General features: G+C 46.1%; 21 protein-coding genes and 1 pseudogene. 16 read left to right on the top strand and 6 right to left on the bottom strand.

Annotated elements, in window-relative coordinates; all coding sequences use genetic code 11:
- Positions 1 to 86: 86 nt before the first annotated feature.
- The 3 genes from ACTNCK_RS07125 (at position 87) to ACTNCK_RS07115 (ending at position 2,226) form a co-directional block, all read left to right on the top strand.
- The gene (locus ACTNCK_RS07125; RefSeq protein WP_441081811.1) at positions 87 to 461 is read left to right on the top strand and encodes a metal-sensing transcriptional repressor; all 375 of its coding nucleotides are present in this window, start codon (positions 87 to 89) and stop codon (positions 459 to 461) included.
- Between the two features lie 77 nt (positions 462 to 538).
- Positions 539 to 1,729 (top strand): pyridoxal phosphate-dependent aminotransferase, encoded by a 1,191-nt coding sequence (locus ACTNCK_RS07120; protein ID WP_441081810.1) that lies wholly within the window; start codon positions 539 to 541, stop codon positions 1,727 to 1,729.
- Positions 1,726 to 2,226 carry an acyl-CoA thioesterase gene (locus tag ACTNCK_RS07115; RefSeq protein WP_441081809.1) on the top strand — a complete coding sequence of 167 codons (501 nt, stop codon included), beginning with the start codon at positions 1,726 to 1,728 and terminating at the stop codon, positions 2,224 to 2,226. The genes ACTNCK_RS07120 and ACTNCK_RS07115 overlap by 4 nt, the downstream gene beginning before the upstream one ends.
- Positions 2,227 to 2,360: 134 nt before the next feature.
- Here ACTNCK_RS07115 and ACTNCK_RS07110 read toward each other — a convergent pair whose 3' ends face one another.
- Positions 2,361 to 3,707, bottom strand: coding sequence for a butyryl-CoA:acetate CoA-transferase (locus ACTNCK_RS07110; RefSeq protein ID WP_441081808.1), 1,347 nt, complete (start codon positions 3,705 to 3,707; stop codon positions 2,361 to 2,363).
- Positions 3,708 to 3,877: 170 nt separating this feature from the next.
- Here ACTNCK_RS07110 and ACTNCK_RS07105 point away from each other — a divergent pair, with 170 nt between their 5' ends.
- The 3 genes from ACTNCK_RS07105 to ACTNCK_RS07095 are packed head-to-tail and all read left to right on the top strand — an operon-like array spanning position 3,878 to position 8,173.
- Positions 3,878 to 4,804, top strand: a complete 927-nt coding sequence (locus ACTNCK_RS07105) for an AAA family ATPase (protein ID WP_441081807.1) — start codon at positions 3,878 to 3,880, stop codon at positions 4,802 to 4,804.
- The gene (locus ACTNCK_RS07100; RefSeq protein WP_441081806.1) at positions 4,801 to 5,832 is read left to right on the top strand and encodes a DUF58 domain-containing protein; all 1,032 of its coding nucleotides are present in this window, start codon (positions 4,801 to 4,803) and stop codon (positions 5,830 to 5,832) included. The genes ACTNCK_RS07105 and ACTNCK_RS07100 overlap by 4 nt, the downstream gene beginning before the upstream one ends.
- Positions 5,819 to 8,173: a transglutaminase-like domain-containing protein gene (locus ACTNCK_RS07095; protein ID WP_441081805.1), complete on the top strand. Its 2,355-nt coding sequence runs from the start codon at positions 5,819 to 5,821 to the stop codon at positions 8,171 to 8,173. The genes ACTNCK_RS07100 and ACTNCK_RS07095 overlap by 14 nt, the downstream gene beginning before the upstream one ends.
- Here the strand turns inward: ACTNCK_RS07095 and dusB are convergent.
- A complete protein-coding gene (gene dusB, locus ACTNCK_RS07090; RefSeq protein ID WP_441081804.1) occupies positions 8,122 to 9,093 on the bottom strand; it encodes a tRNA dihydrouridine synthase DusB in 972 nt (323 codons plus the stop codon). The two genes, ACTNCK_RS07095 and dusB, sit on opposite strands and share 52 nt — an antisense overlap.
- Before the next feature lie 176 nt (positions 9,094 to 9,269).
- Here dusB and argF point away from each other — a divergent pair, with 176 nt between their 5' ends.
- The 3 genes from argF to ACTNCK_RS07075 are packed head-to-tail and all read left to right on the top strand — an operon-like array spanning position 9,270 to position 11,364.
- Positions 9,270 to 10,262, top strand: coding sequence for an ornithine carbamoyltransferase (gene argF, locus ACTNCK_RS07085; protein WP_441081803.1), 993 nt, complete (start codon positions 9,270 to 9,272; stop codon positions 10,260 to 10,262).
- Between the two features lie 2 nt (positions 10,263 to 10,264).
- Positions 10,265 to 10,579, top strand: coding sequence for a DUF6145 family protein (locus tag ACTNCK_RS07080; protein ID WP_441081858.1), 315 nt, complete (start codon positions 10,265 to 10,267; stop codon positions 10,577 to 10,579).
- A gap of 14 nt (positions 10,580 to 10,593) precedes the next feature.
- Positions 10,594 to 11,364: a type III pantothenate kinase gene (locus ACTNCK_RS07075; RefSeq protein ID WP_441081802.1), complete on the top strand. Its 771-nt coding sequence runs from the start codon at positions 10,594 to 10,596 to the stop codon at positions 11,362 to 11,364.
- Between the two features lie 2 nt (positions 11,365 to 11,366).
- Here the strand turns inward: ACTNCK_RS07075 and ACTNCK_RS07070 are convergent, their stop codons facing one another.
- The gene (locus ACTNCK_RS07070) at positions 11,367 to 12,047 is read right to left on the bottom strand and encodes a precorrin-2 C(20)-methyltransferase (RefSeq protein ID WP_441081801.1); all 681 of its coding nucleotides are present in this window, start codon (positions 12,045 to 12,047) and stop codon (positions 11,367 to 11,369) included.
- A gap of 117 nt (positions 12,048 to 12,164) precedes the next feature.
- Here ACTNCK_RS07070 and ACTNCK_RS07065 point away from each other — a divergent pair, with 117 nt between their 5' ends.
- From ACTNCK_RS07065 to ACTNCK_RS07035, 7 genes are all read left to right on the top strand, one after another.
- On the top strand, positions 12,165 to 12,779 hold the full coding sequence (locus tag ACTNCK_RS07065; RefSeq protein ID WP_441081800.1) for a GTP pyrophosphokinase: 615 nt from the start codon (positions 12,165 to 12,167) through the stop codon (positions 12,777 to 12,779).
- A complete protein-coding gene (locus ACTNCK_RS07060; protein WP_441081799.1) occupies positions 12,776 to 13,465 on the top strand; it encodes a response regulator transcription factor in 690 nt (229 codons plus the stop codon). The genes ACTNCK_RS07065 and ACTNCK_RS07060 overlap by 4 nt, the downstream gene beginning before the upstream one ends.
- On the top strand, positions 13,458 to 14,801 hold the full coding sequence (locus ACTNCK_RS07055; RefSeq protein WP_441081798.1) for a sensor histidine kinase: 1,344 nt from the start codon (positions 13,458 to 13,460) through the stop codon (positions 14,799 to 14,801). The genes ACTNCK_RS07060 and ACTNCK_RS07055 overlap by 8 nt, the downstream gene beginning before the upstream one ends.
- A gap of 77 nt (positions 14,802 to 14,878) precedes the next feature.
- Positions 14,879 to 15,355, top strand: coding sequence for a transcription elongation factor GreA (gene greA / locus ACTNCK_RS07050; RefSeq protein ID WP_441081797.1), 477 nt, complete (start codon positions 14,879 to 14,881; stop codon positions 15,353 to 15,355).
- An 18-nt stretch (positions 15,356 to 15,373) separates the two neighbouring features.
- The gene (gene lysS / locus ACTNCK_RS07045) at positions 15,374 to 17,386 is read left to right on the top strand and encodes a lysine--tRNA ligase (protein WP_441081796.1); all 2,013 of its coding nucleotides are present in this window, start codon (positions 15,374 to 15,376) and stop codon (positions 17,384 to 17,386) included.
- A 448-nt stretch (positions 17,387 to 17,834) separates the two neighbouring features.
- Positions 17,835 to 18,929 carry a PDDEXK nuclease domain-containing protein gene (locus ACTNCK_RS07040; protein ID WP_441081795.1) on the top strand — a complete coding sequence of 365 codons (1,095 nt, stop codon included), beginning with the start codon at positions 17,835 to 17,837 and terminating at the stop codon, positions 18,927 to 18,929.
- Between the two features lie 342 nt (positions 18,930 to 19,271).
- Entirely contained in the window at positions 19,272 to 19,733 is a 462-nt protein-coding gene (locus tag ACTNCK_RS07035; RefSeq protein ID WP_441081794.1) for an Hsp20/alpha crystallin family protein, read from the top strand.
- Positions 19,734 to 19,823: 90 nt separating this feature from the next.
- Here ACTNCK_RS07035 and ACTNCK_RS07030 read toward each other — a convergent pair whose 3' ends face one another.
- The 3 genes and pseudogenes from ACTNCK_RS07030 to ACTNCK_RS07020 form a co-directional block, all read right to left on the bottom strand.
- The gene (locus tag ACTNCK_RS07030) at positions 19,824 to 20,168 is read right to left on the bottom strand and encodes a phenylpyruvate tautomerase MIF-related protein (RefSeq protein ID WP_441081793.1); all 345 of its coding nucleotides are present in this window, start codon (positions 20,166 to 20,168) and stop codon (positions 19,824 to 19,826) included.
- A gap of 448 nt (positions 20,169 to 20,616) precedes the next feature.
- Positions 20,617 to 21,745, bottom strand: a pseudogene (locus ACTNCK_RS07025) (IS256 family transposase).
- Between the two features lie 109 nt (positions 21,746 to 21,854).
- Entirely contained in the window at positions 21,855 to 22,046 is a 192-nt protein-coding gene (locus ACTNCK_RS07020; protein ID WP_441081792.1) for a hypothetical protein, read from the bottom strand.
- Positions 22,047 to 22,383: the final 337 nt, after the last annotated feature.

The following is a 22,383-nucleotide window of genomic DNA, read 5'->3' as shown; positions in this document are numbered from 1 at the left end:
TTGAAAGAATCTGCATTTATTGACATATACCCGAAGGGGGTATAAGATATCTGTATTATTAAAAGAAATTCATGGAGGTATTTATCATGGAAGATATAAGACAGGAGGCTCTCTGTCCTCATTGCGTAAGCCAGAATGAGGCTGATCAGACAGAGGCGGAGGGTGGCTGCGCCGCCTGCACCGGCAGGACAAAGGAGAGGTCCGAAAAGGAAAAGAAGGATCTTTATAACAGGCTCTCAAGGATAGAGGGACAGATCCGCGGTATCAAGCGGATGATAGAGGAGGACTCCTACTGCATAGATGTGTTAAGACAGAGCACGGCAGCATCTGCAGCCCTGAACAGCTTCAACAAGGTGATCCTGGCCCGCCATATCAGAACCTGTGTGACAGAAAATGTCCGCAATGGAAATGATGAGGTGATAGATGAGCTCGTGGATACCATACAGAAGCTGATGAGATAAGACATGGAGTAAGGATTCTTGAAAGACAGGTCCTCTTTTAATATAATAGATAAAGACGCGCAAAAAAGGAGCATATAATGATAAATCAGAAGTACAAGGACAGACTGTCCAACAAGAACGTGATAAGAAGGCTTGCTGCCTTTGCTCATAAGAGAGGACAGGAGATCGGATACGAGAATGTATTCGATTATTCTCTTGGTAATCCTTCGGTAGCGACACCTGCTTCCTATAATGAAGCAGTGATAGATATGTATAAGACTATGGATTCCATGTCGCTTCATGGATACTCCCCTTCGCTCGGAAATACCCATGTCAGGGAGGTAATAGCTGATTCTCTGACGAGAAGGTTTCATCTCCCATATCAGGCAAAGCATATCTTTCCGACCTCGGGAGCAGCAGGCGCTATAGCACACGCAGTCAGGGCAGTGACGGCTCCCGGAGATACAGTTCTAACATTTGCTCCGTTTTTTCCGGAATATACTCCCTATGTGAATGATACTGGGGCAGTGCTTAAGGTTGTCCCGCCTGATATACCTGATTTCCAGATCAATTTCACAGAGCTTGAGAGGATGTTCGATGAAAATGTATCAGCTGTACTTATCAATTCTCCGAATAATCCATCTGGTGCCATATATACAGAGGAGACACTGACACGTCTTTCTGATTTTTTGAACAGGAAGCAGAAGGAGTACGGTCATGACATCTTTCTTATAAGCGATGAGCCATACAGGGAGATAGTTTTCGACGGGAGAAAATGCCCCTATCCATCGGCTTTCTATGACAATACACTCTCCTGCTACTCCTTTTCGAAGAGCATGTCCCTGCCGGGAGAGAGAATCGGCTATATAGCGGTAAATCCCAAGGCAACGGATGCAGACATACTTGTCGATATCTTTGGACAGATCAGCCGTGGCATAGGACATAACTGCCCGGCTTCGACATCACAGCTTGGTATCGCATCGGTTATCGACCAGACAGCGGATCTGTCGGTATATGAGACCAATATGAACCTGCTCTATGACGCTCTGACTGATATAGGCTTTGAGGTGGTACGCCCTCAGGGGACCTTCTATATCTTCCCTAAGTCTCTGGAGGAGGATGCTGTAGCCTTCAGCGATAAGGCGCTTGAGTATGATCTGATACTGGTACCTGCCGACAATTTTGGCGCTCCAGGGTATTTTAGAATGGCATACTGCATAGATACAGATAAGGTAAAGCGTTCTATACCTGTTCTAAGGAAATTCGCACACGAGGTATATGGTAAATGAGTCGTTTAGGGAATAATGATGACCGTCCTGTAAAGACGGTCGAGCTTTCGAGATCAGAGGTCACCCATGTGGTGATGCAGATAGATATAAACGGTCAGGGGAGGCTGTTTGGCGGCAGGCTTATGGAATGGATAGATGAGGTTGGTGGAATGACGGCTATGAGACATTCCACCCATGAGGTGATCACTGCATCAGTTGACAATCTGACCTTCAAGGCGGAGGCCAGACTAAATGATATGGTGGTGATGATCGGGAAGGTGACTCATGTAGGGAACTCGTCCATGGAGGTCAGAGTTGACTCTTACCGCGAGAATGAGGTCGGGATGCGTGTCCCTATAAACCGTGCTTATCTGACCTATGTCGCTGTCACCCCGGAGGGAAAGCCGATCCGGGTGCCTTACGGTCTCGAGGTAAGTGGCCCGGGTGAGGAAGCAGAGTGGGAGGGCGCGATAAAGCGCCAGAGGATGCGCCTGGAAAGGAAAAAGGAGGCATTCTGACATTTGCCGTAACCGATAAAGGCTATGGCGGAGAAGATCACAAGTGATATCACCGCCAGAGCCATAAGGGTCCTTATTATTACAGATTTTTTGATTGTGTAATATGACTGATCATCCGGGTTACCCCCTGGGAATTATCTCTTGTTTGAGGTCCTCCACATGCGAAGCTTCTCGGCATCCTTAATAAGCGCATCACGGCAGTCAGGATGAGCGATCGAGATCAGAGCCTCGGCTCTTTCCCAGGCAGAGAGTCCCTTCAGGTTTACCATACCATACTCTGTTACCACATACATGGTCTGAGGACGGGTATCGGTGACGATCGAGCCCTCTGCAAGAGTAGGACGGATACGGCTGTGAACTACGCCCTTCTTGTCTGTGAATGTAGAAGACATGCAGATGAAGCTCTTTCCACCATTTGAGAGGTAAGCGCCCTGAACGAAATCCTGCTGTCCGCCGGCACCTGAAATCTGACGGGTACCTGCAGATTCTCCGTTTACCTGCCCGTAGAGATCGATATCGATCGCATTGTTGATAGAAATGAAGTTATCTATCTGTGAGATCACCCTGACGTCGTTGGTATAGTCGACAGGTGCACTCATGCACTCCGGATTGTCATCCAGATAATCATAGAGCTTCTTTGTGCCGGCACCGAAGGCATAGACCTGACGGTATCTGTCTATGGTCTTCTTTGAACCGTTGATCTTGCCGGCCCTTGCTATATCTACGAAAGCGTCCACATACATCTCTGTATGTACAGCCAGATCCTTAAGGTCAGACCGAGCGATGAGGGAGCCGACGGCGTTAGGCATACCGCCGATGCCAAGCTGCAGGCAGGCTCCGTTCGGGATCTCATTTACAATGAGCTCCGCCACCTTCTTGTCGATCTCAGTAGCCTCGCCACAGGAAGCAAGCTCGCCAAGCGGTGGATTGTCGCCCTCGACTATGGCGCTTACCTTTGAGATATGGATCTCGGACTCATGACCACCGAGACAGCGAGGCATATTCTTGTTGACCTCGACGATGATTTCTTCGGCATTCTCGCAGACAGCACCGAGATGAGAGGCACTCGGACCGAAGGAGAAGTATCCGTGCTTGTCCATAGGAGCGACCTGGATCATTACGACTCGTGATGGAGTAGCATTATTGATACGATAGTAGCTAGGCAGTTCAGAATATTTGATAGGTGCAAAATATGAATTTGTGGTAGTGAGCATTTTTCTCTCAACTCCACTCATGTGCCATGAATTGTATGAAAAATGCTTGTCTGCATCCGGGACCTGCATGATAGCCGGTACATGGAACAGAATTCCACCACGTACATTTACATCCACGAGCTCGTCAGCCCTCTTCGCCAGAGCCTTGTCGAGAGCCTCCGGAGTGCCTACGCACCAGCCATAGTCAACCCAGTCGCCGCTTCTGACACACTTCACAGCCTCATCGGCAGTGGTCAGTTTCTGCTGATATTCCTGTTCGAAACCCATATTGCCTCCTTGTACTTTGACTTTGTGAAAAAATTAACTTACCATATTTTATCACTATTGGCATGAAAAAGATAGCGAATTTGCAATTTGCGTTTTACAATTATGAGATGACAGTTTAAAATAAAAAAGATAATAAGAAAAGACCCCGTTTCATATGATGGAGGTTCGATATGAACAGGATAGCAGAAGCAGTTCTCACGAGAGTGGATTCGGTGATAAAAGGCAAGGATGAGGTCGTGCTCAAAGTGTTTGCGGCGATGATCGCAGGTGGACACATCCTGATGGAGGATATACCGGGAGTCGGGAAGACGACACTCGCGAAGGCGTTTGCAAGGACGCTGTCACTCGATTACAGGAGGGTGCAGTTCACACCGGATGTGCTCCCGAGTGATATCCTGGGATTCTCAATGTATGAGAAGGAGAGCGGCAGGTTCGAATTTCATCCGGGACCGGTATTTTCCAATTTGTTCCTTGCAGACGAGATCAACCGTACATCACCGAAGACCCAGTCGGCTCTGCTTGAAGTAATGGAAGAGGGAACAGCGACAGTGGACGGAGTGACCAGAGAGCTTCCGGACCCGTTTGTCGTGATAGCAACAGAGAATCCGTACGGCTCATCAGGAACACAGCTGCTTCCTGAGTCACAGCTCGACAGATTTATGGTATGTCTGTCAATGGGGTATCCGGCGCATGATGACGCAGTGGCGATCCTCAAGGGCAATGCATCGAAGCCTGTCGAGAATATAAAGCCGGTGCTTACGGCAGATGACCTGAAGACCATCAGGACTGCCATCTCGCAGATGTATGTGAAGGATGAGATCTATGACTATATAGTGAGTCTGGTAGAGCATACGAGGAACGGCGGCAGCTTCGCGCAGGGAGCATCACCACGTGGAACCATAGCCATGCTCGGTATGGCAAAGTCCGTCGCCTTCATCAATGACAGGGACTATGTGACGGCTGAGGATGTGCAGAGTATTGCCAGGGATACGATTGGTCACAGAGTGAAGCTGTCTGCGCGTGCGAAGGCAGCAGGAATCACAATGGACGATGCAATACAGAAGCTGATAGAGGATGTAAGGGCACCAAGGACATGAGGATAAGAGTCGGACGGCTGATCGGATATATACTGGCAGTAGCAGTGACAGCTGCAATAGTGGCTGTTTTCGGAGGGACATTTCTTTTTATCATGCTTATGATGGAAATAGTTGCGCTGCCAATAGATATTATCACATCAATGCTGATGCTCAGGAAATCAGAGCTGCTTGTATCCCTTGGAACAGATCATACGCAAAAGGGAGACCTGGTTCTTATAGGCTATAATCTGCGGGCAGGTATGGCATTTTCCTCGTACGAGGCCGCCATCACACTGACGATCAGGAATACATTCTATGGCACCTCGGGACAGACACAGATTGCAATTCCTGTGAATCATGAGGGAGAGATGCATTATGTCCATCTCAGATTTTCACTGCTGGGATATTACGAGATCACAGCAGATCATGTCATGATCCGGGATGTGCTCGGACTTGCAGATCTGAAGAAGACAGTAGATAAGAGCGTCGGGGTCACTGTTTTTCCAAAGGGTGATAGAGATACGTGCTCGTACGCGCTGCATCCGTCCGGCGGTATGACAGAGGCCGAGGAGACTGACAGGTGCGGCAATGATTTCTCTGATGTGTCAGAGATTCGTGAATATGTACCAGGCGACAGACCACGGGATATTCACTGGAAGCTGTCAGCCAAGAGGGATGAGCTGATGATCAAGCAGAGAGAAGCCATGTCAGATGAGCAGCTGATCGTTGTGGTGGAGTTCACGGAGATTCTTGAGGAAAATGATGAGGTAGTAAGCGAGGCTTACAGTCTCATAAAGGAACTGGTACGAAGCAATGTGAATACGCAGCTGATGTGGTGGAGTGCAGCTGATGAGGACTTCAGGCGGAAGAGATTTCAGGATCAGGGAGATGTGGATGAGGCCTTTTCAGAGATGTTCGGTGAAAGGGCAGAGATGACTGAAGACATTGACAGGCTGATGAGATCGGTACATCCGGAGATTATGGGATATATCAGAGTTTACTCATCAGATGGCCAGGTGAAGGAGGCCGTGGTGGATGGCTCTCGGTAAAAGAAAAAAAGAACAGCCTCTTGTGCCTTCACCAGGTGTCACGGTGATCACGGCATACAGGGACACAAGGACAGAGAAGAATGGCAATACGGATATAATGATAAAGGCCATTGCGGTTTTTCTTCTGTCGGCAAGCTCGATCTATATGTATATAGATGGTATTGGTCTTTCCATGTCGCTGGTGGTCTTTTTCGGAACGCTTGCGGCAGAAGCGCTGATACTGTCATTATGCTATAGGAGCAGTAAGGGCGAGAATCTGGTGGCACTTCTTTTCCTGGCGGTATTCGTATTTGCAGGCATCAATTTCAGATATGAAATCAATTCAGGATTCTATGCAGTAGTCAATACCACCATCGACAGGATCACTGATTTCTTTGAACTCTCCGGAATGCGTACATATACAGAGAGAGTTGCAAACCGCTATGTCACGGTGACGGCCTTTTCAATAGCAGTCGGTATGATCCTTGAGTATATAGTGTTTAATCTCGTGATATGGAGCGCGTCATATGTCTGGTGCTTCATACTTACCATCATTCCAAATCTCGTGATCATATATCTGGACGGCCTTTCCTCATTGCCGGCCAGTGCGTGTGTCTGGCTTGTCATGATGGTATATATCGCTCTGGTCCGCGGCGGTGGTCATTTCAGGTTCAACCGTGGAAGCACGGAATATATACGGACAAGAAAGGGAATCTCGTACAGAGTAGATAAGGCCACGGACCTGAATATGTTTTTCATGGCAATAGTGATATGGGTGGCAGGTCTTATGCTGGCATTGGTATGCAGCAGGCTTAATATCTACAATGGTCAGAGCCGGATAAAGGAAAGCACAGAGCCGGCCGTGAAGGATGCTTTCCTGCGTGGTGCAGACGGTATTATGAACAGATATCCGGCTACGGGCGGACTGAACTCAGGAAGGCTTGGCGGAGTGAACAGGGTGACACAGGATGGTCAGCCCGATCTCGAGATCACCTTTACCCCGTATTCTACAGATACCCTGTATATCAGGAACTTCATAGGTGAATACTATAATCCTGTCGATAATTACTGGACAGGCACCGATGATAAGGATGATCAGGAGCAGGTCAGTGCCCTGAAGAAAAGCTATAAGAGTGGAAAGGGTGCCCGTGCCTGCATGGATATAAAGAATGTCGGGGCGGATGTGAGGCCGTATGAGCCGTATTATACTGATACGACTGAGATAACAGATGGAATAAGCGATGATGGAAAAGCTCTGCCATCTGGAGCTACTGAGACGGTGACATATTATCCTCTGATCAGTCTGGATGATATGCAGATAAAGAGCAGTGATCCGGGTGATGGCTATCGTGGTGTCCCGACAGATATCTATCAGACTGTATCAGATTTCTGCAGAAGGGCAGGCCTTAAAGCAGGAATGGACACAGAACAGGCTGTGGAGAGGCTGCGTGCATATTTTCAGAAGAATTATCCGTACACACTGAGCCCTGGCGCGACTCCTAAGGGAAGGGACTTTGTAGAATATTTCCTCAATGAAAATAAGAAGGGCTATTGCGCACACTATGCGAGCTCGGCAGTGCTCATATTCAGAAGTCTCGGGATTCCTGCCAGATACTGCGAGGGCTACGCAGTGTCAATGGAGAGTATGGCAAATAATGCTGAGAGAGAGGATGAGCTGTCCTATGATGACTACTATTCAGGACAGAATGCACTGAGGTCGTCAGCAGTGATAAGGACGACCGCAAGCGATATGAATGCCCATGCATGGGTTGAGGTATATGAGAAGGGGCATGGATGGGTAGTGGCCGATGTCACACCGGCAGCGACTGAGGACACCGGAGGCGGTGGATTCCTTTCAGATCTCATGAGTATACTGACAGGCGGAGGCAGCCGTAATGATACCATTCAGAATAATAACGTTTCTGATGATAATGGTACAGGTGACATCAGGGACAGCTTCAGAGGCCCAAGAGCGATGTGGCTGATGCTTGTCATGATACTTGTACTGGCATCTCCCCTTATATGGATCGGAATGAAATCATTGTATTCTGATATAAGGTACAGGAGAGCATTTGCGGCAGCCGGCAGCTCCGACAGGCTCATAATGCATTATCAGAGACAGACGGAGCGAAGACGCAGAAGGGATAAGGAATTCAGCAGAAGGGTAAATTATGAGGAGCAGCTTTTATACCTGTACCCGGATATGGCATCGGAGGACAGGCAGAGACTTAAGGATATTCTCGATAAGGCAGGATATTCCCCGCACGGGCTGTCAGATGAAGAGTATGAATGGGCAATGAACGAGCTCGGTCAGAGCTCGAGAAAACGCCGGCATACGGCCTCGAATTCCGACAGGGTGTGAATTTCATTTACCACCCTGCGGAAACGTATCCCGTTTCTCATGCCGGAGGTGTACCAGCCGGCGTGCTTCCTCATCTCGCGGATGGCCCGGTCCTCACCCTTCATCTCAACCTCCATCCTAGCATGCTTCATCAGCATATCCATGACATAGGTCGGGGAAGGCTTATCGGCAGGATGGCCGGTCCTTAGCTCTGTGAGTATTTCATTGAAGATCCACGGATTGCCTCTTGCGGCACGGCCGATCATGAAGCCGTCACAGCCGGTGACCTCGTACATTCTTTTTACATCAGAAGCATTGCGGAGGTCTCCGTTTCCGATCACGGGAATGGAGACACTTTCCTTTACCTGGCGGATGATATCCCAGTCGGCCTCACCGCTGTAATACTGTTCCCTTGTGCGTCCGTGCACAGCAACGGCGGATGCACCCGATTCCTCAATGATATGCGCGATCTCAGGCGCATTGATATGCTCTGCATCAACTCCGGCACGTATCTTCGCTGTGACAGGGCGGTCGGTGGACTTCACGAGGGCGGATACGATCTCGCCTACGAGCCTCGGATTCTTCATAAGGGCAGAGCCGTCGCCATTGCCAAATACCTTCGGCACGGGACAGCCCATATTTATATCGAGAATATCATACGGGACCTCATCTATCATCTTCGCTGCCTCGGACATGGAGGTGGGATCTGAGCCGAACAGCTGGAGGGAGACCGGATGCTCGTCGTCAGCAATTTCGAGCAGCTCCCTGGTATTCTTATTATGATAGCAAATAGCCTTGGCACTAACCATTTCCATGCACACGAGACCGGCTCCCATCCCATGACAGATCCGTCTGAAGGGCTCGTCGGTGACACCAGCCATCGGAGCCAGGATGAGAGGATTAGCGAGGGTTATATTTCCAATAGTAAGTGAATTCAGCATAAGAGGTCTCCTTCATAGGTGAAAAAGTATAATTTCTAATGGAGGATTTGTCAAGAAACAGACTTGCAAAATCGCAGTGATAATAATAATATCTAAAAGGAACGCACGGAATGACCCGCTCTTTACGGAATCATATAAATAGCTTATAATCATAAGAATGCAAAGGAGATTTGACAATGGATTTATATGGCAAGAGTTTTCTTAAAATGACAGACCTTTCAGCAGATGAGATAGAGGGACTTATCGATCTGTCGGCAAGACTTAAGGACGAGAAGAAAAAGGGCATATCACAGCTTGATTATCTGAAGGGAAAGAATATCGCCCTGATCTTTGAGAAGACCAGCACCAGGACGAGATGCTCCTTTGAGGTGGCAGCGCATGACATGGGAATGCAGACTACCTATCTGGATCCCAAGGGCTCACAGATAGGAAAGAAGGAGAGCATAAAGGATACGGCAAGGGTACTCGGGAGGATGTTTGACGGTATAGAGTACAGAGGCTTCGGTCAGGAAATAGTCGAGCAGCTCGCAAAGTATGCCGGAGTGCCGGTATGGAACGGCCTTACAAACGAAAGCCATCCTACCCAGATGATAGCTGATATGCTCACCATAAAGGAGCATCTGGGAAGACTTAAGGGAGTCAGGTTTGTCTATATGGGGGACGCCAGATACAATATGGGTAATTCCCTTATGGTCACCTGTGCCAAGCTGGGAATGGACTTTGTGGCATGTACGAATAAGGATTATTTCCCGGACAGCCATCTTGTTGAGTATGCAAAGAAGCAGGCTGATATTACAGGTGGAAGCGTGACTCTTACAGAAAGCGTTGAGGAGGCCTGCGCCGGTGCTGATGTGATCTATACGGATGTCTGGGTATCCATGGGAGAGCCTGAGAATGTATGGAAGGAAAGGATAAAGGCCTTAAAGCCTTATCAGGTCAATGAAAAGGCGCTTTCCTATGCTTCGGATTCAGTTATCTTCATGCACTGCCTTCCGGCCTTCCATGATCTCGATACGACTATAGGCAGACAGATCAATGAGAAATACGGCTTAAGAGAGATGGAGGTTACCGACGAGGTATTCGAAGGCCCGCATTCAGTCGTATTCGATGAGGCAGAGAACAGGATGCATTCTATAAAGGCTATAATCTACGCAACGATGAAGAAGTGATCATGTATCAGGACAGGATAGTGCTTTGCGCTGCAAGCGCATACAATAAAAAATATTATCTGAATCCGGATTTTGACGGACTTCCGGATCAGGTGAAGAAGGAGCTTCAAATCATGTGCGTCCTCTTTACAGAGGACATAGGAGGAGTGATCGAGCTGTATTTTGATGAGGAGGGAAGCCTTCATCTGATGACTGATTCAGAGGAGGGAGATCTGACCTATGACAATATAGGCGCACCTCTTAAGATCAAGCAGATACAAAAGGACCAGAGACAGCTCTTCAGAGAGCTTGAGGAATATTTCAGAGAATTCTTCTGATAAAAGGAGTAAGGATGCTTTTAGCAGTTGATGTCGGAAACACCAATATCACACTTGGAGTATTTGAGGATAGTGTGATAGTAGGAAATTTCAGACTTAATACAAGGATAGCCCGCACATCTGATGAGTATGGTATAGCTATTCGGAATATACTTTATAATAACGGTATAGATCATGACAGGATAAAAGACTGCATAATCGCCTCAGTAGTACCGGCAGTCATGCATTCGCTTACAAGTGCTGTGATCAAGTATTTTGATACCAGGCCTCTGGTGGTGGCGGCAGGCGTAAGGACAGGCATCAATATACAGACAGAGGTGCCTAGCCAGATAGGAGCCGACAGGATAGTAGACGCAGCCGGAGCCTATGAGCTATATGGAGGGCCTCTTATAGTTATAGATTTCGGTACAGCCACGACCTATGACTATGTGGATGAAAAGGGCTCATTCCGCTACGGAGTTACGGCTCCGGGAATAAGGATTGCTGCAAAGGCTCTCTGGGAGGATGCAGCAAAGCTTCCTGAGATCGAGATAGTAAAGCCAAAGTCTATCCTTGCCCGTGAGACCATAAGCTCCATGCAGGCCGGACTGGTATTCGGACAGATAGGAGCCACAGAATATATAATAAACCATATGAAGGACGAGATCGGGAAAAAGAATATAAAGGTGATCGCTACAGGAGGACTTGGAAAGATGATCTCCGGCGAGACTGACTGCATAGACCTTTACAATCCTGACCTGACTCTTCAGGGCATGCGGTTTATCTATGAGAAGCAGGACAGATAGGCTTATCGGACAAAGGCAGTCATAAGATAGGCCATTTCGTCAGGGATCTCGGAAAGGTCTCTATAGATCCTTTCATCGCTCATCCCGCAGTGACTTACTGCACCAAGAAAGGTATGATCTCCGGTCCTTATGGCTTGCCTTAAGGCCGGAGTTTTTTTGCCCAGCTTCATGAATATCTTTATTCCCTTAAGGGATAGGGCATCATTAAGATCAGCGGATCCCGGGATGATATGTATCTCTTCATCTTCCTGCCCCAGAAAAAGCGCGAGCCTGCCGGCACATGAAAGGAAGGATGGGATCCCGTTTATTATCTTCATCTCATAACCGTCCCTCTCAGCCATTTCACCTATATATGAAAATGTCGAATATATAAGCGGATCTCCTATAGTAATAAATGAAACCGTCTTTCCCCGATCCAGAAGATCACGGGTCCTTTTATAGATCTCACTGTGCCTTTTTATCAGATCGTCCCTGTCTCTTGTCATAGGGAAATCAAAGAATTCTGTTTCCTGTCCATCCTTTAGCACATCCCTTACTATAGTATATGCCCTGCAGTGCTCGCGGCTACCTGCGGGAAAGATCACTATGTCGCTATTTTCAATCGCGCTTTTTGCAGCATAGGTCAGATCAGCTGATGAGCCGCAGCCTACACCGATCCCTAGAAGCCTTCCTTTATTCATCATTGTCTCCTTTCAGTGTTTCCTGTCACATAATGTTACCATACCATTCACCGAATTTTAACAGTAATTATCGGATATTTGCGTTATAATTAAAAGAAAATCAAAAACCGGAGCAGTTTTATGGATGAAAATAACAGTATATACGGGCCTTACAGGCCAGAGCTTGAAAAAATAGAAAAGGAGCTTCTTGACGAGATCGATACGCTTAGGGAAAGGCTCAAGCAGAAGAATGGTATGGACCCTGTAGAGCACTGCCTCTCAAGGATCAAGTCAGAGGAGAGCATGAGAGAAAAGTGCGTAAGGAAGGGACTTCCGGTGACCACAGAGTCTGCTCTTACAAAGATCTACGATGCAGTCGGGATCCGCGTGGTATGCGCTTTTATAGACGATATCTACAGATTCAGGGATCATCTGATCGCACTTCCCGGTACGGAGGTCATAGAGGAGAAGGACTATATAAAGCATGCCAAGCCGAACGGCTACAGGAGCTATCATATGATCCTTCGTATGCATCAGAAATTCTATGCGGAGATCCAGCTTCGGACGATTTCCCAGGATACCTGGGCAGCGCTTGAGCACCATATCAGATACAAGCATGATATAGGAAAGTCGAATGAGGAGCTTATAGCATCTGAGCTTAAAAGATGCGCAGACGAGCTGGCATCGACTGATCTTTCTATGCAGACAATAAGAGATATGATATTTGAAGATAATGGAAAGAGTGAGACAGAATGAAAATTTTGCTGGCAGAGGATACACGCGACTTAAACAGGGCGGAGACGGCCATACTTACGCATGAGGGCTATGATGTCACAAGTGCATATGATGGTGAGCAGGCAGTAGACTGTCTTGAGCAGGACAGCTTCGATGCGGCCATACTTGACATAATGATGCCGAAGCTGGACGGAATAGGCGTCCTTAAATACATGAGGGAGAACAATATCCTTACCCCGGTTCTTCTGCTTACCGCAAAGACCGAGGTAGATGACAGGGTTGCCGGACTTGATGCCGGAGCTGATGATTATCTGGCCAAGCCATTTGATATGAGAGAACTCCTGGCCAGGGTAAGGGCTCTTGTCAGGAGAGGAAGGGAATATAATCCAAAGGATATGAGCTTCGGAGATGTGTCGCTTAAAGCAGAGGAGATGGAGCTGTCATGTGAGAATTCAGTAAGGCTTTCCGCAAGGGAGTTCGAACTCATGCAGCTGCTTATGACCCATGCCGATGGAGAGCTTTCGACTGATGATATCCTGCAGAAGGTCTGGGCAGCCGAGCCGGCAGCAGATGCTGATACTGTCTGGCTTTATATCTCATATCTGAAAAGGAAGCTTACTGCTATAGATTCCGATCTTACTATAAATGGAGAAAAGGGAGGCGGATTCAGGCTGGATACCGATCCTTCCGGGAGGTCGCATGAATGAAGAATCGATAAAAAAACTGAAAAATAAATTCCTTTTTGTATCCATGTGCTCCTTTATTGCTGTGATGCTTGTAGTTGGCGGGATTATATATGTGAGTACTCTGATGGTCACCAGAAAGGAAGCCCATCAAGTGACTCAGGCCATAATCGATAACGGAGGAGATCTGCCTTCGATAAAGATTACTGTTAGCAAGTATCCTTCAGATTCTGATGATGATAGTAATGATACTGTCAAACAGGATATCTCTGGGAACAGGTCAATAAAACAGGATGTAGAGGATTTCCTCAGTACGCTTTTTGGTAGCGGAAGAATAGCGCTTACAAACAAGGATCAGTGGTATTCTGTCAGATATTTTACAGTGACATTTGACAAGAACGACAGGGTCGCCGGAATAAATGCAGAGAGGATCGCCTCAATAAATATCACTGATGCCAAGGAATATGCTCTGGCTGTAAAGAACAATCTGAATCATTTTGGCAACATAGGCAATTATTATTATCAGGTCCAGAAGACAAAGAAGGGAACAATAGTCGCCTTTGTCGATTATACCAATCAGATCAGGATCACAAACAGGATCCTTTATCTGGCACTCATACTGATAGGATTTGGTTCTGTTATTTCGTTCTTTGTTCTTCGTGCTCTTTCTCTAAGAGTGATAGCTCCTGAGATCAGGAATGCTGAGCAGCAGAAGCAGTTTATCACTAATGCCAGTCATGAGCTGAAGACTCCCCTTGCAGTGATAAAGGCCAATGTCCAGGTCCAGGAGATGATAAGCGGAAGCGATGAATGGACAGAATCCACCAAGAGGCAGGTCGACCGCATGACGGGACTGATACAGAACCTTGTGACTATAGTGAGAGCCGAGGAAAAGGAGAGTTCTGAGGACAGGATCGATACTGACATCTCAGCGGCAATAAAGGATACAGTGAAAAGCTATCTTCCGGTAGCAGAAAATGCAGGGGAGACCTTCACCGAGGATATAGGGGATGGGGTCAGAATGCAGGCTGTAGAGAGTCAGATAAGACAGCTTGCCACCCTGCTAATAGACAATGCCATAAAGTACTGCGATGAAAAGGGGGCTATAAAGGTCTCACTTCAGCAGAAGGGAAAAAATATCAGACTTGCTGTTTCGAATACCTATGCAGATGGGAAAAATACAGATTACTCAAAATTCTTTGAAAGATTCTACCGTGCAGACCAGTCGCATAATGTGGACAAGGGAGGCTACGGGATCGGACTCTCTATTGCAGAAAGCCTGGTAAAGCAGTATGACGGCTCTATAGACGTATCCTGGAAGGATGATGTGATAACATTTGAATGTCTGCTTAAAGGCTAGCTGCCATTGACTTTTATACGGTATAAGTATATACTATTTAGGCAAAATTTTTAGATAATACAGGAAAGGACACTGTCATGGCTGAAAAAAAGAACCTGATGACAAAAGAGGGTAAGAAAAAACTAGAGGATGAGCTGCAGGATCTGATACATGTGCAGCGTCCAGCAATCACTAAGAAGATCGCCGAGGCCAGAGAGCAGGGAGATCTTTCGGAGAATGCCGAGTATGATGCAGCAATGGATGAGCAGGGTAAGATCGAGGACAGGATCAAGGATATCCAGGAGATCTTAAAGGATGCCGAGGTCGTTGCTCAGGATGATTCAGGTAAGATAAATATCGGCTACACAGTAAAGCTCGTTGACGAGGATGGAGAAGAGGATGAGTACAAGATCGTGGGTTCCAACGAGGTCGATATCCTCAATGGAAAGATCTCAAACGAGTCTCCGGTCGGAGCAGCCATAATAGGTCACGTAAGCGGAGACACAGTTACTGTAGAGACAGAGGCAGGAAGCTTCAGCTACAGGATAGCAGATGCATACAGGACCAACGATTGATCAGAACGAAGGAATACAATGCCAGCAAAGAATAATTCACAGGATAATAACCAGCTTTTACAGATCAGAAGGGACAAGCTTGCCGAGCTTCAGGCAGCAGGCCGCGATCCTTTCAGGATCACTAAGTATGACCAGACTAATCATACCAGTGATATACGAGAGCATTTCGATGAGCTCGAATTCGTACCTCCAGTTGACGAGGAAGGAAAGGCAAAGGTAGTACCGCTTGAGGATATACCGGAGGGAAAGGTAGTTTCCATAGCAGGACGTATGATGTTCAAGCGTGTGATGGGAAAGGCCTCATTTGCTAATCTCCGCGACCTCAAGGGCGATATGCAGATCTATGTCACAAGGAATGATCTCGGAGACGATGAATACGCATACTTCAAGAAGTATGATGTGGGTGATATCCTTGGAGTAAAGGGCTTTGTCTTCAAGACAAAGACAGGCGAGATCTCAGTTCATGCGAAGGAAGTCACACTTCTCTCCAAGAGTCTCCAGATCCTTCCTGAGAAGTTCCATGGACTCACAGATACCGATATCAGATACCGTCAGAGATACCTTGACCTGATCATGAATCCTGATGTCAAGGAGACTTTTGTAAAGAGATCCCAGATCATCGCAGAGATCAGGAATTTCCTTGCCAAGAGGAATTTCATGGAAGTCGAGACTCCTATGCTTGTTCACAACGCAGGCGGAGCCGCTGCCAGACCATTTGAGACTCATTACAATTCTCTCGATGAGGATGTCAAGCTTCGTATTTCTCTCGAGCTCTATCTGAAGAGACTCATCGTCGGCGGACTTGAGAGAGTCTACGAGATCGGACGAGTATTCAGGAATGAGGGCGTAGATACCAGGCACAATCCTGAGTTCACACTGATGGAGCTCTACCAGGCTTACACAGACTACAACGGAATGATGGAACTCACAGAGAGCATGTTCCGCCATCTGGCAGAAAAGGTCTGCGGCGGCACAAAGATCTATTACGGAGATAAGGAAAAGGGCACAGGAGTAGAGATCGACCTGGGTAAGCCATTCAGAAAGCTTACAATGACAGAGGCCATAAAGGAAGAGACGGGCGTGGACTTTGATGCTGTATCATCCGATGAGGAAGCAAAGAAGATAGCAGACGACCACCATATTGCCTATGAGGACCGTCATAAGAAGGGCGATATTGTCAATCTCTTCTTCGACGAATACTGTGAGGACAAGATGATCCAGCCTACCTTCATAATGGATCATCCTATCGAGATCTCTCCTCTGACCAAGAAGAAGCCATCTGATCCGTCAAAGGTTGAGAGATTCGAGCTCTATATCAACGGCTGGGAGATGTGCAACGCATACTCAGAGCTCAACGACCCAATCGATCAGAGAGAGCGTTTCGCAGAGCAGGACAAGCTGGCAGCTGCAGGAGATGAGGAGGCCAATCATACAGACGAGGACTTCCTGAATGCTATCGAGGTAGGAATGCCTCCTACAGGTGGTATCGGCTATGGTATCGACAGACTCTGCATGCTTCTGACAAACAGTGAGGCAATCAGGGATGTGATCCTCTTTCCAACGCTCAAGAGTCTGGATGCATCAGATACGAAATCTAGTTGCTCATCCACTCAGAATGGTGACAATAATGGATTCTTTACTCCGAATTCACAGATCGATTTCAGTGGCGTAAAGGTTGAGGACTTCCTGACAGATGAGGTAGACTTCGATACATTTTGTAAGTCTGATTTCAGAGCAGTAAAGGTAAAGGAATGCGTAGCAGTTCCGAAGAGTAAGAAGCTCCTTCAGTTTACACTTGATGATGGGACAGGAACAGATCGTACGATCCTTAGCGGAATCCATAAGTACTATGAGCCTGAAGAACTCGTAGGAAAGACTCTCCTTGCCATTGTAAACCTTCCACCAAGGAAGATGATGGGAATCGACAGCTGTGGAATGATCATCAGTGCAGTTGACGAACGCAATGGTGAAGAAGAACTCCATGTAGTGATGCTCGACAACCACATCCCGGCAGGTGCCAGGATGTGCTAATCAGGGAATAAAATTAAATAATTTGAATCATCAATAACAGTGAGACAGGATCTCACTGTTATTTTTTTGCTCAAATAGATATGAGAATGATCACCTTATCAGGATAATGTCAAAGGAATGGGAAACCGTGACGTCATTCTATTCCCGACATATATGTCGTTAGTGGTAAATATGGATGGAGCGGGAATTATGAATGGGTATGTTGAGAAAGTGAGTTTGTAGATATAAGAATAAAATATGAAAGAAAGTGATAACATTAACCTAATACTAATATACTTTAATACAGAAGAATCATGGGTTATGATCAGGATCGTTGAATTTCAATCCTCGGATACCCTACAGATCGAAATTATACTGGAGAAATCTGTAGGAGGTCAGGTAGAAAAGTTATGTATTCTGTGGTATTCTTACACAAATTAGAATTTGTCGGAAAGAAAGGATTTTGAGCATGTCTGATAAAATAAGCAATGTGGATGCTTTTGATCGGGAGTATAGGGAGTGGATTAAGAATATTAGTAGCCGGTTCCGTCAGAGTCAGATAAAGGCAGCAACTCATGTCAATGAGGAAATGCTGCGGTTTTATTGGACTCTTGGGCGGGATATAGTTTTGATGCGCGCGAAAAGTAAATGGGGAAGCGGATATATTGAAAAAATCAGCAGGGATATTCAGAAGTCGATTCCGGGAGTGAAGTCATTTTCAGTGACAAATCTCAAGTATATGAGGTCGTTCTATGAATTGTTTCCTGACGCAATGGAAAAAAGTCCCCAGGTTGGGGACGAATTAAAAAGCCCTCAACTTGGGGACGAAAGTGACGTTGCACTTGTGTTCAGGATTCCATGGGGACATAATAAACTGATCATTGATAAATGCAAGGGAGACAGGGCTAAGGCCTTATTCTTCGTGAAAGAGACTCTTTCCAACAACTGGTCTCGTGCTGTTCTGATGAACTTTCTTGATACGAATCTTTACGAGCGCAAGGGAAAGGCGGTCACCAATTTTAAACTGAGCCTTCCAGCAGAGCAGAGCGACCTGGCACAGCAGATAACGAAAGACCCATATAATTTCGATTTCCTGACACTCAGGACTGACTATAATGAAAAAGAACTGAAAGATGCTCTGATGGATAATCTTCAGGATTTTTTTCTGGAACTGGGGAAAGGATTTGCATTACTTGGAAGAGAATATAGGTTGGTAGTAGGCAATACAGAGCAATTTCTTGATATGCTTTTCTATAATGTCCATCTGCACTGCTATGTAGTGGTCGAGATAAAGGTAAGAGAATTTGATCCGAGGGATATGGGGCAGCTTACAACATATGCCGCGGCTGTTGATGGAATGCTGCGGTCTGATATGGACGGACAGACTATTGGACTGCTGATCTGTAAGACAAAGGATAATGTTCTGGCACAATATGCTGCAAACGGAATCAAATATCCTGTTGGTGTTTCAGAATATGAACTGACAAATGTTCTGCCTGAAGATATCAAGTCATCAATGCCAACCATTGAGGAAATAGAGGATGAACTGAATGATGATAACTGATCATCTCGACAACTTCCAGTTTGCAGAATTGTTTTCAAGAAATGTACTAAAATTGTGAAGAATTTGTGAAATTAGCACTCTATGCTTGACAGTGCTAACAAGTGGTGATATAACTATAGTCGAAGGGTGAGGGTGAAAGGAATGAGATGAGAACAAGCGAAGCGAAGTTCGAATCCATTCCGAACCCGTTCTTTGAGATTAATGAGAGCGAGCGGAAGCCAAGCTCGAATTTAGCGAGAAGAACTACCTTACAGAAGCGATGAACTTCAGAAAAAATATTTAGGCAGCGACAGCAGATAAGGTTCGGATGTCGCCGTACAGATCAGATTGGAGGAATGACGTATGATGATGCCGAGTATTTTTGGTGAGAGTTTATTTGATGATGATTTTGATGACTGGTTCGATTTCAGGATGCCACAGTTCCCGGATGTTGACAAGGTTCTTTATGGCAGACATGCAAAGAACATTATGAAGACAGATGTTAAGGAGAATGGCGACAAGTACGAGGTTTCAGTCGATCTCCCTGGATTCGATAAGGATAATGTCAAGGTAGAACTTAAGAATGGATATCTTACCATCAGCGCTGAGAAAGGCCTTGATAAGGAAGATAAGAATGAAGACAGGAAGTATCTGAGGAAAGAGAGATACGAAGGCTCGATGAGCAGAAGCTTCTATATAGGCGATGAGATCACTGAGAAGGAAATTAACGCAAGCTACAAGAACGGAGTCCTGACACTTGAACTTCCAAAGAAAGACCAGAAGAAGGTCGAAGCAGATACTTCACATATGATTGAAGTTCATTAATTTGATAGCTAGTTTTCCATAATGGGTTTATAGTTTTATCCAATCGGGGCGGTGCCATAAGGCACCGCTCCGTTTTTTGTTAAAGACAAATCAGAAGTCAGTCCCATTCCATCCCCAGTAATCAGTAGGGTGATAACTGATATAAATGTGATCAGGTGATATGGCAAGGACTTCGTTGAATATCTGTGTAATCTCTCCGGTCAGCTGTTCCATAGCAGATGCTGATGGTGTCCCATAAATCTGTACTTCAATGAACGCTGAAGGTTCAGAGTTTTCTCCTCGGAAATACAGGTGATAGTTGTCCTCAAATCCGGTCATGAGCCACTGCTCGCTCTTTCCGGGGATGACAGATATTGCCTGTCCGAGTCTGGTCTTAAGCTTTTTTTCCTGTTCAGGTGTGACCTGAACGCTTACTTTTGAATTGATAAATGGCATGGCGATACCTCCTTATTCTGATGCCTGGTTTATGAAATTATATCAGAAGAAGAAAGAGAAATTCAATATACGGCATAGGGGATAAAGCTGCTTGATGAACTGCTTAAAAAAGAGTAGACTGGAATGAAATACACAGGAAGGAACTATTCAACCGAGCGAAGCGAGGTGATGTTCTGGCTGCAAAGCAGACAGATGAGAGGGGCGTGGGGAGAATCTCCCCAACGAGCGGTCTGTTTTTGTGAGAGTATGAAAGTTTTTCTGTAAATTGAGATCTTTCACTAAAGGTTACTGTGATAGAAAGCCATAATACAGATAAAAATCATAATCAGTGGAATTCAAGTCACATGGTTACTTTTGTATCACAAAAAGACAGGCATGTCAATGACGCCCAGTGAATCTGGACGTCCCATTTTTTGATTGTTTATGTTATTTGTTATTATAATCAGTTTCAGTCTGGAAGCCTGTCGGGGTACATGATCTTCAGCTCACCGCGGACTTTGTGACAGTTTCTGATTGGCATTGTCCACTTTTTGGTTGCCTCAAATGTTGCCAGGTACAGGGCCTTCAGGAGTGCCTGAGAGCTGGGAAATACGCTCCTCTGGCGGTTCAGACGGCGCAGTGAGGAATTGAGCGATTCTATCGCATTCGTCGTGTAGAAAGCTGTTCTCACGTCCTTTGAGAATTTAAAGATCGGAGATATGGCATCCCAGTTGTCGTTCCAACGCTGCATGGCATATGGGTACTGTGGTTTCCACTTCTCTGTGACGGCCTCCAGCTGAGCCAGTGCTGCCTGTTCATCGGCAGCGGTATATATTGTCCTCAGATTCTTGGCAAAGGCCTTCATGTCTTTGTTTGGCACGTATTTGAGCGTGTTGCGTACCATGTGAACAATGCATCTCTGCTGCTCGGTCTTAGGGAATGCCGTAGTTATGGCATCCTTTATTCCTGAGAGATTATCAGAGCAGAGAACCAGTATATCCTGCACACCGCGGTTTTTAAGAGAATTCAGGACCTGCGACCAGCTTTCTGACCACACTGTCATCACGGACAGAAAAATGGATGGCATCGATAAAGACTATCGGATAGACGGATGAGAGCGGCCTGTTCTGCCATTCCTCAATCTGAGGCATGATCTTATCCGTGACATCAGAGATAAAGCCCTCACTGGCGTCAAAGCCGTATATATCGCGTATTATGTCAGATATCTGTGTTGTTGACATTCCCTTGGCATACATGGAGATGATCTTCTGATCTATCTCAGAAATGTCTTTCTGGCGCTTCTTTACGACCTTTGGCTCAAATGTTGAATTACGATCCTGGGGAACATCAATGTCCATGCTGCCATAGCTTGAATTGATCCGTTTGGTCTTGTAGCCATTGCGGTAATCACGGTCCTCGTCATCATCCCCGTTACGTTCGGATTTCTCATAGCCCAGATGGTCATCCATCTCAGCCTCCATAATCTCCTTGATGGTGCCTCCAAGCAGGTCTTTAAGAGCTTCCTGGATGTCGTTGGCATTCTGGATATCATTCTCCGAAAGAAGTCCCTGGATGATGGCTCTCTTGCCATCTGTCATTTGAACGTGGAGTATGGTTTCTTTTCTCTTCTAGCCATAATAAAAGGCACTTCATGAAATAAGATTGTATCATGAAAGACCTCACAAAGAAACTTTTACAGACTTTTTTTCAAACTCTCGAGACAGCTGATGATACCATATCTTGATCATCACTCTGAACTGTTTCAAGCTTTCGATTATCATTTTTTATCACATATGACTGAGGATAAACTGCCACAGTAAGTTTATGGCTTGTATACTCTGGGTGTCTCTTTTTATAGTCTTCTATTACTTTATCTGGATTAATGTACCTAATTGCCATGATACTCACCACCTTATAACTATCTAGCAACTGATTTTAGTTGTAATTCTAACAACCGCATCAGTAACCCCTCAGTCATCTTCTTCCATATATTCCTCAAGTAATATTGAAATTACAGTTCTCATCATTTACCTCCATTTCTATAGTTATTTGTTACTTTCAGTATTACACATTCTGAATTTCTGTAAACAGTTTTCCATGTTAACTGTCAAGTAAAAATGTACAAAAGGGGGTGCGGACAAAAACCTGGACCTGAATCAGGAACCAGAAGGAGGTCTGCGCAAACATGTATTCTTACGAGGATAGGATGAAGGCAGTACAGCTTTACATCCAATAT

It is taken from the genome of Candidatus Weimeria sp. HCP3S3_B5 (genome assembly GCF_052064335.1).
Classification (GTDB): Bacteria; Bacillota; Clostridia; order Lachnospirales; family Lachnospiraceae; genus Weimeria.
Note: the sequence above shows the minus strand (reverse complement) of the source record. Positions and strands in the feature narration are given on the sequence as shown.